The following is a 15,858-nucleotide window of genomic DNA, read 5'->3' as shown; positions in this document are numbered from 1 at the left end:
TCCATTCTTTTTTATTTGGGGGACAGGGTTGTGGTAAATGTGGCGGTCTGATTGGCGGTGACCGTTGCTTCAAAGCCGACCATATAGGTGCCCGGATTAGCCTGGTCATAAGAGTTCTCACTGGTGGTACTCCATTGCTTGTAGGTAGGCTTCACGCTTCCGCTGGCTGTGAGATACATCACTTTGCTTCCGTTCGTTAGTACGATGCGGTTACTTTCCACCGTCGGAACGGCAGGCGTCACCATACACCAGCGCACTTTGGCGGATTTATCCGTTCTCGCCTTGATCTCATCCATGACTACTAAATCTTTATCGTTCACGATTTTCACGGTACGGGTAGCGGACGCCGCCTGATCGGACACTACTTCAGTCAGATCGAAAGTGGCTCCCAATTCCGTAGCGGTATTGATAGTAGTAGTCAGCGTAGCCGCCCCATTTACCCGGTGACGGGCGTCATTGATTGAAATCGTGCTATGATTCAAATTATTCAGGCGGAATACATCCCAACGCATCGAGTTCTGTCCCATATCCCAAAGATCACCACCCAAACCGGCTAATACCGACTCAAGCGTTGTATAACTTTGCAGACCGAAATCCATTGACCAGCGCACTCCATACGCGTCGTACACAAACGAACCGGCATCCATGTGTCCGTGGCTCGAACCTGCCTTGCCGCCTTTGATTCCGAGGTATTTATCCGTATCGGTGTACGTCCAGTCGGTATGTACCATCACCACGGGCGTTTCCCCTTTTCCACTCCATAGTTTATTGGAAGGAGCGGAGATTGCGTCTAGATTCAGATTATTGGCAAACGCCATAATCATTGGCAGTAAGCGGTTTTCGGCACAGGAAGCGTATTCGCCGTTCTTCAACATTTTCAGCTCATTATATAATAAGGACGGGTTACTGTATTTATCGGCAAACCACCACGAAGCCAATGCCGCAGTAGAGGAGGGGGCACAGTCGGAATAATTAAAGAACTTGCTGTTCAAGCCTGTCATATACAGCATATACTCTGCCGTTTTGGAGAATCCCGGTGTATCGGAAAGCCCGTTATCCGTGCCGAGCGTACTGTTGAGGGCGGCAAGCATCAATACCTGATAGAGCGTGCCGTAACACCAGTAACCGCTACCCTCCGGATAGTTGCCGTCGGGAGAATACATCACTTCCAATGCAGGTTTGTTGGATTCCAATGCTTTTTCAATCATGTCCTTTGCTTCGGAAGGATTGTTTTCATAAGAAGCCAGTGCCGCACAGACCAGTCCACCATTACAAACCTGGTTCCAGTTGTTGGTGGCTTCGTAGAAGTTGAGGTTCCAGTTCTTGTTCTGTGCCTGTTGGAAGGCAAACTTCAACAGTGCGTTGGCCGCTTTTGTACGGGTGGCTGCGCTTAGTTCGTTGTAGAGCCAGTCGTAGCCGAATGCAACAGCCGTAGCCATTTCGCCCACATCGAGAAAGTGGCGTTTCGAGTTCCAGTCGGGAAAGTTGCAGACAGCGTTCATATCCGTCTCCGCTTTAGTCAGGTATTTGGCATCGCCGGTCATCCGGTAGGCATAAGCACAGGTGAAAATACGCAGCAACGCGTCGCGGGATACATCGAGGATACGTTTGTTGCTGGCATCCAATTTATAAGTCAGTGCCGTGGCGTTCATCCCTTTGCTGTTGCATACCCCCATAATGGTATTATGGAGCAAGGTCAGATTGGCACTCGAATTAGCATCCACTTTGGCTTTCAACGCAGTGAAGGCCTCGGCGTTCATCAACAGGCGGGGATGATTGTCCGCGGTCAGTTTGGAATAATCCAATCCGCCCTCCGGCTCCGTGGGATTCGGTTTCTCATGGGTAGATCCCGGACGGAATCTGTTCTCATCTTCATCGGAACAACTAACGGCTGTTCCTACAAAGAAAGCTATGATGATTGTTTTAAAAAGAATCGTTTTCATGGTTCAATGAATTTATTTGTATTACTACTTCAAAGGAATAAGTCGTACTTTCAGTTGCGAGGCACGATTGGCAGGAATCACCGTCTCAAAACCCACGCGGATGGTTCCCGGATTGCGGAAATCATATTCATGCGGGGGCACGTTCGACCAGGTTTTCATTTCTACTTCCGTATCGGCATCTACCGTCAATAGCATCCGTTGTCCGTCTTTGGTTAATTCCATCCGGTTCTTGCCTGTAATTTTGGCTTCCGCCGGAGTGACCATTATCCAGGATACGGTAGCTTCCTTGTCCCCCGTCTGCAACCGGTCGGTTACTTCCAGATGGTCTTTCTTATCCAATATCACGGTGCGGACGGCTTTCTTCACGTTGTTGGCAAACACACTCGACAGGTCTACTTCCGCCCCCTTCTGTTTCTTCGACTCGAAAGTACGGGTGATCGGAGCATTACTCTTTACCAAATGGCGTTCGCCGTTAATCGTCAGGGTGTTGTGAGCGATATTGCTTAGCCGGAATACTTCCCAGCGTTGTCCGTTCTGCGACATATTCCACAGGTCTACTCCCTTACTTTCGAGCGTGATGTAACTCTGCATACCCAAGTCCATCGCCCAACGCACCCCGTCTCTCTCGAAGATAAACGAACCGGCATCCATGTGCGCATGAGAGGTAGAAGGCGAACCGCCTTTCACTCCCAGATAGGTATCTTCCTTGCTGTCCCATCCGCCACGGTAGATAAACACAGGCGTATCTCCGCGACTGAACCAGAAGTTTTTCTTCGGCGTGCCGATATTTTTCAAATCGAGCTGCGAACAGAACACCATCAGGCTGGGCAGTAAACGGTCTTCGGCAAACGGCATATCCGGCCGGTCGAGATACTGACGTTCGATCCACAACAGGGAAAGGTCTTTCGCTTTGCCTGCAAACCAAAACATCATCATGTTGCACTCCGCCTCTACCGGAGAATCCGAGAAACAGAAACAGTCTCCACCCGGAGCCGTCATATACTGCATGAAACGGGCAGACTCCATGAAGCCGGGGGCTTGGGAGAGCCCATTGTCTGTGCCGAAAGCACTTTCGAGCGCAGCAATGAGCATTACCTGAAAACTTGTCCCGTACCCCCAATATCCGAATCCTTCGGGATAACCTCCGTCGGGGCCATAACCTACCATCGCTTTCGGATTTGTCTCCATGCATTTCTCTATGATGCCTTTCGATACCTCCGGAATCTCTTCAAAAAGAGCCAGCGCGCCATATGCCAATCCACTATTACATACGGAATTCCAGTTATTCTTGGCTGTATAGAACCAGGCATGACGGGTGTTCTTTGCCGCGTCGAAGCCTTTCGCGATGATTGCTTCGCGCACTACCCGGCGGGTGTCGGGCTGCAAAGAATCGTACAGCCAGTCATAACCGATAGCCAATGCCATTACCATCTCACCCACATCCAGGAAATGAGTGGGGTTCCAGTCGGTGAAACGACTGACGGCCAGCATCTCCTGTTCCGCACGGTGAGCATATTTCTTATCTCCCGTCATACGGTAAGCGTATGAGAGGTAATAGATACGCTTCAATGCGATGCGCGAAATCGCCAGCAGGCGTTTGCCCTCCTTGATACGTTCCACAGGTGGTTCCGTAAGTGTCCGGTCGCAAAGTTCCATGATCCGTTGGTGAACTGCTGCCAACGGGGGATACTCCGCAATAGCTTTCTTGATAACTTCTTCTCCACCCTCCGGCAATAACAGCCGGGGATGAGGCGCTATCTTGCCATAATCAAACTGTTGCGCAACTACACCCGTGCAACCGGATACAAAAATGAGTAATAGTAAAAGTATTTTCTTCATCCTTATTCAAATCTTTATGATTAATACGCCCAACCGCTTCGTTTAGTCAGGTTCGGGTTCTTTTGCGTTTCAACGATAGGAGCAGTCCACGGCCACATGTAATCGGTGTAATACCAGTTATACTCTACCAGTTCGCCCCACCAGGACTTGCCACCATTCACGTCTTTTCCCTGGAATTTGGTTTCTTTGTAGGTTCCCCAACGTACTTCATCGAAGAAGTTGATTCCTTCCAGGCAGAATTCCACGCGACGTTCATAGCGTATCCTTTCGAGCATGTCTTCTTTTCCGTTCACTGCGCACGGACCGCTTCCGCCCTCTGTCAGTGCGGGCATGTGGGCACGGGTACGTACTTTATTCACCAAACGGATGGCTTCTCCCAGTTGATCGGTCTGTGCCAATGCTTCGGCATACTGCAACAGTACATCGGTATAGCGAATCAGCGGCCAGTCGGTATGGCAACGGCTCCGGCTAATCAAACGGCCTTTCTCAAACTCATTGTACTTGCGATAGCAGTAGAAAGCAGAAGTACGTTTATCGAGCCAGAAGTCTCCGCCATTCGTTCCCTGTTCCTTCAACGGCCAACGGAGTTGTTTACCGATCTGGTTAGCATCTCCTGCATAATTAGGCTTGTAACAGTCCACCGGCACATAAGGAGTGACGACGGTCTGTTGCAGACGCGGGTCACGACTGTCATACGCCTTTTTAATACGGGCTTCATTACCGCTGTTCAGGTAATATTTCTGATAAATATCTTCGCCAACCCGTTTGATAAGGGCATTTTTTTGTGAGGACATAGATTCCAATCCGTCACGGCAGAAAAAGATTTCACGCTGTTGCGGAGTCAGCAAGTCCCAGTCTTCCAGGCCGTCTACTTCCGACCATTTGAAGTCCGATCCGTCGGCGTTCTTATAGTAGTCCACAAAGTCTGCGGAAGGTTTTATTTCCGTCCAGCCATCATACGTATCGCGGGCACCGGTCATTTGCTGAATGTTATCACAATAACCGGTTTCTTCGCTGAACTGGAGCGAGAAGATCATTTCTTTATCCTTTTCGTTTTCATATTTGAAGAAGTCGGCATATTCGCCTGTCCACAAGCCATAACCGCACGTTTCCACTTCTTTGAAATCGTTGCCCGCTTCCTTGTATTGTTTCTTCCACATATATACCATACCACGCAGGGCATAAGCGGCTCCTTTAGAGGGACGGCCGTAGTTTTCATTCAGCGTGTTATGGGGGAAGTCGGGATTGTTGATGCAATACGTCAAATCATCCAGAATGACTTGCCATACCTCATCTACCGAAGATTGACCACGGGTACAGTCTTCGTTATTGATGGGTTCCAGATAAACGGGGACTCCCTGATAAAGCATATTCAGACGATTGTATGCCCAGGCACGGAGGAAACGGGCTTCGCATTGGTAACGCGCCAGTTTATTAGCGCTCATATCCGCTTTATGCAGATTGGAAATCGCATCGTTACACGCATGGATGATGGTGTAACAGAACTTCCATTCATACCACACCTGAAAGTCATTGGCAGGTTTGGTGGCCAGCGAAAGCAGTTCCACCGGATAGTTGTTGGAATAATAATCGGTTGCAAAGCTCATAGCTTCGATTCCCTGACGGTTCAGTCCGTCGGCACGACGAAGCTGGGTGGAGGAGAGTTGGGTGGCATAGAACGGGAAGTAGAGTCCTGCCATTCCCTTGTCGGCAAGCTCCTCCGTGGTCCACATGTTTTCACTTGCTATTTGGTCTTCCGGAGCCACATCGAGAATATCCATGCAGGAGGTAGCCGCCAGCGCCATCGTTAAAATCATTAATATCTTTTTCATATCAGATTCTGTTTTTTAGTTCTACATCATTAAAAGGTAATCTGTCCGCCAAAAGAGATCTGACGCATCAACGGATAACCGATTTCTGTTCCTATCTCCGGATCGAGTCCCGGATAGCTGGTAATCGTCAGGATATTGTCCATCGACACGAAAGCACGGAGCTTGCTAACAAAGAACTTGCTGGAAATCCGTTGCGGCAACGTATAGCCGATCTGGATATTCTTCAATTTGAAATAGTCGGCCTTATATTCGTTCCAGTCGCTCTGGATTCTGTTATTATAGGTAGTACCGTATGTCAGACGGGGATATTTGCCCGACTGGTTGGTGCGCGGATCGTCCGGATTGGAAGGATCGAAGAAGTAATGGTTATCGGCGATATGCTCGATAATGCCATATCCATGGCTGACCAGTGTCGAGTTGTAGTAATCAGTATTCCAGTTGAGGTAATGCCCGAAAGCTCCCGACCATAACATGGAGAAATCAATGTTCTTGTAAGAGAAGGCACAGTTGAAACCCAGGTTGAATTTGGGGACACTGGTGTGTCCGGAGAAATCCCGGTCGTTGGTATCGCCGTAGTTCATATCACCGTTGCTGTCGGCATAGAGTATGTCACCATACCAAAGCTGGTCTTTGGCAACCGTCTTCATTCCTCCGAACGAATAACCGGAGTCAATCATAGCCTGCACCCATACCATATCTTCTTTCGTACGTATCATTCCGTCCTTCGGTCCCGCATGGATATCCACCGCACCTCCGGTATAGCCTTCGCCGGAACCTCTGTACACCTTATACATATAGGTTTCCCCCAGTTGGCGGCCTTCACAGATATAACCTCCGAAACCGGATTCAGACACATCACTGAAGTTATTGACATAGCTCACTTTGTTTCCCTGCGCATCATACGTCCAGTATTTCTGGAGTTCGCCTTTGAACTTCATTACTTTGTTGGCGTTGAAAGAGAAGTTCATACCCACCCGGTATTCGAAATCTTTTCCGATGCGGTCGTTCCAGTTGAGGGTAAATTCAACACCACGGTTGCGCACTTCACCCAGATTCTCGGGAGCAGAGCCTACGACACCCATCGAAAGATAGAGTTCGGGATGGTAGAGAATGTCCGAAGTATACTTATTATAATAGTCTATCTCACCCGTCAGGCGGTTGTTGAAGAAGCCGAAATCAAGTCCGATGTCGGTGGTGGCGGTACTTTCCCAATGCAGCTTGTCGTTGCTTAGTTTCTTGCGTACCAGTCCTTTGGTTCCTTCACCGTCGATTACGACATTGCCTGTGGCGTAGTTTGCCTGCCAGTCGTAGTTGCCCGTAGAGTTGTTACCTGTCTTTCCCCAAGAAACACGGAGTTTCAGGTTAGAGAGATAGTCCGATGCGCCTTGCATGAATGATTCTTCCGAGATACGCCATCCGCCGGAGAACGAGGGGAAATATCCCCAACGCTGGTTCACACCGAAACGGGAGGAGGCATCGGCACGAAGGTTGGCTTCGAAGAGATAACGTCCTTTATATCCGTAGTTGACACGGCCGAAATAAGAGAGCAATCCCCATTTGGCGGGTGCCGAGCTGGAAGAGCTGACGAGCGTCTCGTAAGTGCTTAATTCGTTCAGCGTCCAGTCCGTAGCGCCTTTACGGGAAACGGCAAAGCTCTTGCTGTAATATTCCTGTGCGGAATATCCGAGCAGTGCGCCCAGGTCGTGGTCTTTCTTGATAGTTGTATTGTAGCGTACCAGTATTTCGGCACTCTGACGCCAGGTGCGTGCACTCGTATTGGTGATGGAAGCGTTCTCCAACGCGCTTTCACTGACGCGCTGGTCGGTGACGTAGTCCCAATAACCATTTTGGCGGCTATAAGAAGACTTGTCGGTGAATGTCGGCGAATAGTTGAATGTACCTTCAATGTTGAGCCCTTTATAGGGAGTGATAATTCCGTAGACTGATGCGTTGAGACGCCAGACGGTATTGAAACCGGTGGCTCCTGCCATCTGACCAAAGATATTATTGGCATTGGAAGATTCTTCGCTGGCCAGTGCGGCACGTCCCCAGTAGTTCGGTTCGCCGGGGTATACACCCGGAGTGGTCTGATAGAGATACTTGAATCCGTTGCTGATATTAGCCATCCCGTAATCTTGCTTTTGTCCGTAGAGACGGGTGCCGACGGTCATCCATTTCACTATCTTGGCTTCCAGGTTGGTACGGAAATTGATTTTCTGCGTACTTGAGTCGAGGTTCCAGCGGTTCATGACTCCCTGATTGTCAAGATAGCCCAAAGAAAGCATGTATTTCACTTTCTCCGAACTGCCGGAGACAGACAGATTGTGCTCTTGCGAATATCCGGTGTCGAATACTTCGTCGAACCAATCGGTGTTGGGATAAGCTACGTAATTGGGTACTCCGTACTCGTTCAACCCGTTCGGATCGGCAGAAGCAGCCCTCCAGCGGTCGATGCTTTCCTGCGAGAAGATACCTTTGGTATTCACATTGTCGCAAGCCTCGTTCACCAGTCCCATATAGCGGGCATAGTCGCTCACGAAAGAGAGGTTATTGTAAGGCATCTGCACAACTCCCGAATAAGAATAGGAGATTTGCGGTTTGCCTTTCCCGCTTTTGGTGGTGATAAGGATGACTCCGTTGGCGGCACGCGTACCGTAAATAGCTGTGGAGGCAGCGTCTTTCAGTACGGAGATGCTTTCGATGTCGTTGGGATTCACATTATCCATGCTCCATTCGATACCGTCCACCAGGACTAATGGGGAGTTGGTATTGAACGTACCGTTACCGCGGACGCGGATGGTGGCACCGTCCGAGCCGGGTTGTCCCGAAGCTTGTGTGACGTTCATACCGGCGGCGAGTCCCGAAAGGGCGGAAGAAACACTCATGATGGGTCGTCCTTCCGTCTGGTCGGCAAAGTTGATGGAAGTCACGGAGCCGGTCAGGTTCACTTTCTTCTGTACACCGTAGCCCACTACCACTACTTCATCCAGCACTTTCGTTTCCACTTTCATCTGTACATCGAGTTTCGTACGCCCGTTCAGGGGAAGCGTGGTGGTCTGATAACCAATGTAACTGAAAGAAACGGAAGGTTTGGCAGAAGTTGTTTTTAAGGTATAGTGTCCGTTCAGGTCTGTCAGGACACCGTTTGTTGTACCTACTTCGACGACGGAAACACCCGGCAGGGTTTCTCCATTCTCATCGATCACTACTCCATTTACCGTGGCAGATGTTTGTGCCCACACCACATCTGTCAGTAAAAAGAGCGAAGCCAATAAAAATAATAGATAATGCTTCTTTTTCATTTTATTAGATTTAATGAAACAATTAGGTTGTTAAATACTCACCCTGCAAAGAAATGGGATATTTAGCCAATCTAATAATACTGTTTAGGCGATTGATGCCACTAATTAAGAAAATTCGGCGGAGAATGGAAAGGAAAAACAAGCTTTTAAGATTTCGACCAGCTTTTATCAGAAAATGACTAGCTAGTTTTATTCCATATTTAAAAATAGGTTGTATTTTTGCCTGATACCTAATAATTATTCGTCGAATATCTAATAAAAACAGTATGAAAAAACATTTTCTACTTCTTATTTTATCACTTTTATTCCTGCCGATTGCACAAGGCAAAGTAAAACTCCCTGCAATGATGGGAGATCACATGGTACTTCAACAGAACAGCTCCGTTAAGTTATGGGGTTGGGCGGATGGCAAAAAAGTAACTGTCACCACTTCGTGGAACAACCGGACTTATCAGGCATCTACGGATAAAGACGGGGCCTGGCTGGTAAAAGTAGACACTCCCGAAGGAGGATATACTCCTTATTCTATTACGATCAGTGACGGCACTCCGGTCACTCTCTCGGATATACTGATAGGGGAGGTGTGGATCTGCTCCGGACAGTCGAACATGGAAATGCGTATGATGGGAAATGCAGCACAACCCATTGACCACTCACTTGAAACGCTGCTGAACTCGGGAAATTATCGCGACCGTATTCGTTTTATTACCGTACCGAGAACCAATGATACAGAACGCCGCACGGATTTCGAGAAAAGAAAATGGGAAGTATCGTCACCCGAAACGAGCATTGATTGCAGTGCCGCCGCCTATTTCTTTGCCCGCCAACTGACTGAAAGTCTCCATCTCCCGGTAGGACTGGTTATCAACAGTTGGGGAGGTTCGGCGATTGAAGCATGGATGGATGAACCGACATTGAAAACCGTGGAAGGTATGAACATTGAAGCTGCCAAAAATCCTAAAAGAGGGGTGCACCAGCGTTTGGAATGTCTGTACAACTCGATGTTATGGCCTGTTAAGAACTTCACGGCACGCGGTTTCCTTTGGTATCAGGGAGAATCGAATATATCCAACTATCAATTCTATGCTCCGATGATGACTGCTATGGTGCAGCTATGGAGAAATGTATGGGAGGCTCCCGATATGCCTTTCTATTATGTGCAGATTGCTCCTCATAAATATAAGGACAGCCGTGATACAGGGGCCGCTCTATTGCGGGAAGCACAGATGGAAGCACTGAAAACAATTCCTAATTCGGGCATGGTGCCTACTACGGATATTGGTGATGAATTCTGTATCCATCCGCCACAGAAGGATGTAGTAGGGCTTCGGTTGGCTACGCTTGCACTGACTAAAACATACGGTATTCGCCGATTGCCATCCAACGGTCCGACGATGACCAAAGTGGACTATGCGGACAAAAAGGCCATAGTGACATTTGATAATGCACCTGCGGGGTTGTTCCCTACTTTCTCCGAACTGGAAGGATTTGAGATTGCGGGAGCGGACAAGAAGTTCTATCCGGCGAAAGCAAAGATTGTAGGACGTACCAACACAGTAGAAGTGTGGAGTGAAGAGGTAGCCCAACCGATTGCCGTGCGCTATGCTTTCCGTAATTATGTGGGAAATATCACGCTGCGGAATACTTTCGGATTGAGTGCTTTCCCATTCCGCACAGATACGTGGGATGATGTGAAATAAAGGCTTCTACAAAGGAGATACAAAGAAAGGAAATTATGAAACGATCCATCTTATCTATATGTATACTGCTAGCATCGGTTTCCCTGGTCTTCGCCAATATCTACAAGAAATATGACGTTAGATCGGGGTTATCGGGCAATTGTGTCCGAAGCATCCTTCAGGATAGCATCGGATATATGTGGTTTGCAACACAGGATGGATTGAATCGTTTCAACGGTATCGAGTTCACCAACTACGGACATTCGTCAGAAAACGGTGGAAACAGTTATATGAATATAGTAACGATCTGCCGCCATCAGGATAACAATCAGATTTGGGTGGCCAGTACGGAAAAACTGTATTTATTCGATTCGCGGGAGGAGAAATTCTCCGTATTCGATACACAGACGGAAGACGGAGTGACAGTCAACAGTGTCTTCGGAATGGCATACGACAATGACAGGCAGTTATGGATCGGAACAACCAACGGACTGTTTGTCTACAACGAGAAAAAAGGTACGTTGAAGCAGTATCTACATTCTCTTTCCGATCCCCATTCATTGCCGGACAATCACGTGTGGGTGATCTACAACGACTCGTTCGGAACTATCTGGATAGGTACCCGGAATGGTTTGGCGAAATACAACCAACGCACGGACAACTTCACAGGGTATATATCCGAGGACACTTCTTTCGGACGTCCTGCCTGCAACGAGATTATCTCTTTGATGGAAAGTTCGCAGGGAGTATTATGGGCGGGCACATGGTACGGAGGACTGGCACGGTTCAATAAGGAAACGGGACAATTCCGCTATTATTTCGGAGAAGGGGACACGCTTACCATTCCACGCATCCGCACCTTGTTTCAACGGACGGCCAACTCTTTCTATCTCGGCTCCGACGACGGACTTTATACATTCAACACCACGACAGGAGAATGTCTGCCTACCGACGACGAACAAAATAAAGAAAGTATCTATGCCTGTTATCAAGATAGGGAGGGGGGAATTTGGATCGGGACTTATTTCAGTGGAGTGAGTTACCTGTCTCCCAAGCATAAGGATATCGAGTGGTATTATCCCAATGGTACGGAAAATTCTCTTTCGGGAAATGTAATCAGCCAATTCTGCGAAGATCCCAACGGCAACATTTGGATTGCCACCGAAGACGGGGGACTGAACCTCTTTGATCCCCGCACGAAGAAGTTTAAAAACCATCTGTTGAGAAGCAATAACCCTAATATCGGTTATCACAATATCCATGCACTGTTGTACAATGAAGGGAAATTGTGGATTGGCAGTTTCTCCCGTGGATTATATATCCTGGATATTCAAACGGGAAAAATGAAAAACTATCGCCATAACCGCGCAAACCCACATTCAATTCCTAACGATCATATCTACTCCATTTATCAAACGAAGGATGGCAGCATTTATCTGGGAACGCTCTCCGGGTTCTGTCAGTATGACCCGGAAAGTGATTCTTTCCGGACATTGGAACCTTTAAGCCATATCTTTATCTACGATATGGTTGAAGACCCATACGGAGACCTGTGGCTGGCAAGCAAAAGGGACGGTATCTGGCGTTACAACCGCCAAACCGGCAAATTACACAACTATCGCAATGACCCGGCAAATCCTGATTCTCCTTGCAGCAACTGGGTAATCCGTGTGTATATCGATCATAAACAGCATCTATGGTTCTGCACCGAAGGCGGTGGCATCTGCCGTTATCACTATCAGGAAGACCGTTTTGAAAACTTCTCTACCAAAGAGAATCTGCCAAACAATATCATCTATGGCATACTGGACGATCAATCGGGTAACTATTGGCTTTCTTCCAACAGGGGACTGATCCGGTATGAGCCGCAGAACAAACGGGCACAGCTCTATACCATCGAGGATGGGTTGCAAAGCAACCAGTTCAATTTCCGTTCTTCCCTGCAAGCCAGTGACGGGAAATTCTATTTCGGTGGGGTGAACGGGTTTAATTGTTTTTATCCGTTCAAATTATCTATTAATAAGGTAAGACCTACAGCGTCTATCTCGGCGGTATATATGCATAGCCCCGACGACAAAGTAAGCCTTAGCAAGCGTATACCTGCTCTTAGCGGACAGGTAACTGTTCCTTATCAGGTGGTGTCGTTCGACATCACGTTCGAAAGTCTTAGTTATGTGGCTCCCAGCAAGAATTTATATGCCTACAAACTGGACGGTATTCACAAAGAATGGATATACACGGATAAACATAACGTATCTTTTCTCAACCTGCCTCCGGGTGAATATACTTTCCGTGTGAAAGCCAGTAACAACGATGAATATTGGAGCAATAACGACTGTTGCCTGCATATTGAAATTCTTCCTCCACCCTGGAAAACGATCTACGCCAAGATTTTCTATTTACTAATTGCATGTGGCTTCACTTATTTTCTGGTAAGGCTTTATCTGCGTAAGCAACAGGCCGTGAAAATAAGAAAGATGAAAGAGATGGAACAAATCAAGAATCAGGAGTTGTTCCAGTCGAAAATTACATTCTTCACCCAAGTGGCGCATGAAATCAAGACTCCGGTAAGTCTCATCAAAGCTCCGCTGGAAGCTATTTTGGAAACACATGAATGGAACAGTGAAGTGGAAAGCAACCTGTCTGTGATACGGAAGAACACCAACCGGCTGATGGAGCTTATCAAGCAATTGCTCGACTTCCGTAAAGTGGACAAGGAAGGTTATACGCTTTCATTCAATCAGGTAGACATCAACCGAATGATAGAGGACATCATCGACCGTTTCCGTGCCATCTCCCTGACCGGAATATCTTTCAGTGTCTCGCTGCCGAAAGAACATCTGCAATATAATGTAGACCAGGAAGCTCTGACTAAAATTGTCAGCAACCTGTTGACGAATGCCATGAAATATGCCCGCACCCGCATTATGGTCATTATGGACGAACATCTGTCTTCTGAAAGGCGCACGCTCTCCCTGTGTGTACGTGACGACGGTCCGGGTATTCCGCAAGAGGAATGCAGCAAGGTTTTCGAACCGTTTTATCAGGTGGGAAATACAGGAAATAACGGATCGGGAGTAGGCATCGGATTGAGTCTCGTCAAATTGTTGGTGGAGAAGCATAAGGGAAAGGTTTATATCAATCCCAGCTATACGGAAGGGTGCGAGGTATGTGTGGAAATTCCGTATTTGGAGAAAAGCATCTCTGTCAGCCCCTCCATTACTTCCATGCCCGACAAGGTTCCCGCTTTGGAAGAAGAAGGCGAACCCGCCGGTTACTCTCTTCTGGTAGTGGAAGACACGACGGATATGCTGGAGTTTTTGGCTAAGAATCTGGGAAATACCTACACCATCCATACAGCCGCCAATGGCAAGGAAGCCTTGGAGTGTCTGGAGACCACAACAGTAGATCTTATTATCAGTGACATCGTCATGCCTCACATGGACGGATTCGAATTATTAAAGTCCATCCGTTCCGACAATATGCTTTGCCATATCCCGTTTATCCTGCTTTCGGCACTCGACAGCATCGATTCGAAAATTGCGGGTCTTGACTATGGTGCGGACGCTTATATAGAAAAGCCTTTCTCGCTAAGCCACATGAAAGCCACTATCAATAATCTGCTTGAAAACCGGCGCATGCTGTTCAACCACTTTACAACCGTTCCGAATATGTCATACGACCAGACATTAATGAACAAAACAGACGTGAAATGGCTGAACACGATCAATGAAATCATTACCCGCAATTTCACCAATGAAGAATTTACCATCGATAAGATGGCAGAGGAGATGGCTATCAGCCGTTCCAACTTACAGCGCAAGTTGAAAGGGCTGACCGGAATGCCACCCAATGATTATATCCGGTTGATACGGCTCAAAACAGCCGGAGAACTTTTGCGGAAAGGGGAGTACCGGATTAATGAGGTCTGTTTCATTGTAGGATTCAATAATCCTTCGTACTTTGCCCGTTGCTTTCAGAAGCAGTTCGGGATATTGCCGAAAGATTATGTGAAAGGTGGTGACATAACCCATTCCCAAAAGGGAACAACTTCAATATCCCCATAAGTTTCCTTCTGGTTGTAAGTAAGCAGGGTCTTCTTTTCGAGCATCACATTTTCCAGTTCGAATCCGTACAGTTCACGTTTCAGGTTCATGTCATTCAGTTCATAGCAAACCTGAAAGCCATAAGCTTTCCCGTTTTTATACGCCAAAAAATCACATTCCGTCTTACTATTGTCGAATGAAATATTCATATACCCTTTATTTCTCAGCTCATTATAAACAAGATTCTCCAAGGCACTACCACTTTGCGGAGAATAACGAAAGACATTGGCTGAAACCAAGCCATTGTCAATGAAATAACACTTATGCTGGGAACGGGAAGTCTCTTTCAAAGAATAAGAAAAGTTACGTACATCGACGCAAATATAACTGTCACACAAAAAGTTGAGATAGGACGCAACTGTATTTTCATTGCTTTTCAGTGCCTTACCCACAGCCGGTATAGAAAAACGGCTCCCCATATTGATCAAACATTTTGCCATTCCATTGGGCATTCTGGCGTATCAGAGTCTTTTCCATACCAAAATCAGTTTTTTAATAACCTTCAATTCATGCAAATATAAGAACTTTATTTTATTTACCTAACTATGTTTCGGTAAAATGAGTATTTACAGGAAACATAATTAGGTAAATAAGCCCTTTAATCTGGAAGGAGTGTTCTTTATAAAGAACGTTTTGCAGATAACACTTGGCGTAAATACCGGATCAATGAGGTTTGTTTCATTGTAGGATTCAATAATCCTTCGTACTTTGCCCGTTGCTTTCAGAAGCAGTTCGGGATATTGCCGAAAGATTATGTGAAGAAAGGAAACATTATCAGGGAAGTACACATTCTCAAGCATTCTCACTGCGATGAGAAAAAATACTCATTATAATGAGAAAAAACTCTCACTGCAATGAGAACTTTTTCTCATCGAAGTGAGAATATACCCTTGTCAGAATAGGCTGAAACAGCTCATGAAGCCAATAAAAGGGCGAGCAATAGAATAGGAAGTATAAAACTTCTGAATTCTATAGGTTCGCCCTCTTATATTAATTTTCTTACGTATTATCAAGAAGAAATATATCCCTGTTTAAATTATATTTTAGATTTTCAACGGTTTAATATAACCGTTTGAAGAATAAACATTTAACTGAGTATTTGAGAAACAGTGGTAACGAGTTAGCAACTGTGCTATTTTCAGCGTTTTGCGGTGCTA

Annotated in this window: 7 protein-coding genes and 1 pseudogene; 3 read left to right on the top strand and 5 right to left on the bottom strand. The window is 46.9% G+C overall.

All coding sequences use genetic code 11. The annotated features are described in order from the left end of the window. Nucleotides 1–11 precede the first annotated feature (11 nt). From N5O98_RS21375 to N5O98_RS21360, 4 genes are read right to left on the bottom strand one after another with little or no spacing between them, the layout of a single operon-like run. Nucleotides 12–1,943 (bottom strand): heparinase II/III domain-containing protein, encoded by a 1,932-nt coding sequence (locus tag N5O98_RS21375; RefSeq protein ID WP_022199727.1) that lies wholly within the window; start codon nt 1,941–1,943, stop codon nt 12–14. Between the two features lie 24 nt (nt 1,944–1,967). Next, nucleotides 1,968–3,782, bottom strand: coding sequence for a heparinase II/III domain-containing protein (locus N5O98_RS21370; protein WP_022199728.1), 1,815 nt, complete (start codon nt 3,780–3,782; stop codon nt 1,968–1,970). A gap of 20 nt (nt 3,783–3,802) precedes the next feature. Continuing rightward, nucleotides 3,803–5,614: a RagB/SusD family nutrient uptake outer membrane protein gene (locus N5O98_RS21365; protein WP_022199729.1), complete on the bottom strand. Its 1,812-nt coding sequence runs from the start codon at nt 5,612–5,614 to the stop codon at nt 3,803–3,805. A 29-nt stretch (nt 5,615–5,643) separates the two neighbouring features. After that, on the bottom strand, nt 5,644–8,916 hold the full coding sequence (locus N5O98_RS21360) for a SusC/RagA family TonB-linked outer membrane protein (protein WP_008775361.1): 3,273 nt from the start codon (nt 8,914–8,916) through the stop codon (nt 5,644–5,646). Nucleotides 8,917–9,182: 266 nt separating this feature from the next. Here N5O98_RS21360 and N5O98_RS21355 point away from each other — a divergent pair, with 266 nt between their 5' ends. Together N5O98_RS21355 and N5O98_RS21350 are read left to right on the top strand one after the other, a co-directional pair. Continuing rightward, nucleotides 9,183–10,616: a sialate O-acetylesterase gene (locus tag N5O98_RS21355; RefSeq protein ID WP_009040673.1), complete on the top strand. Its 1,434-nt coding sequence runs from the start codon at nt 9,183–9,185 to the stop codon at nt 10,614–10,616. A 35-nt stretch (nt 10,617–10,651) separates the two neighbouring features. Continuing rightward, nucleotides 10,652–14,662 (top strand): hybrid sensor histidine kinase/response regulator transcription factor, encoded by a 4,011-nt coding sequence (locus N5O98_RS21350; protein ID WP_022199730.1) that lies wholly within the window; start codon nt 10,652–10,654, stop codon nt 14,660–14,662. Here N5O98_RS21350 and N5O98_RS21345 read toward each other — a convergent pair. Further along, a complete protein-coding gene (locus N5O98_RS21345; protein WP_229103022.1) occupies nt 14,602–15,141 on the bottom strand; it encodes a DUF4143 domain-containing protein in 540 nt (179 codons plus the stop codon). The two genes, N5O98_RS21350 and N5O98_RS21345, sit on opposite strands and share 61 nt — an antisense overlap. 213 nt (nt 15,142–15,354) lie before the next feature. Here N5O98_RS21345 and N5O98_RS27620 point away from each other — a divergent pair. Further along, nucleotides 15,355–15,534 (top strand): annotated as a pseudogene (locus N5O98_RS27620) (helix-turn-helix domain-containing protein); the annotation flags it as partial. Nucleotides 15,535–15,858: the final 324 nt, after the last annotated feature.

The sequence above is a fragment of the Bacteroides sp. LFL-34 genome (genome assembly GCF_027257075.1).
Lineage (GTDB): Bacteria > Bacteroidota > Bacteroidia > Bacteroidales > Bacteroidaceae > Bacteroides > Bacteroides ovatus.
Note: the sequence above shows the minus strand (reverse complement) of the source record. Positions and strands in the feature narration are given on the sequence as shown.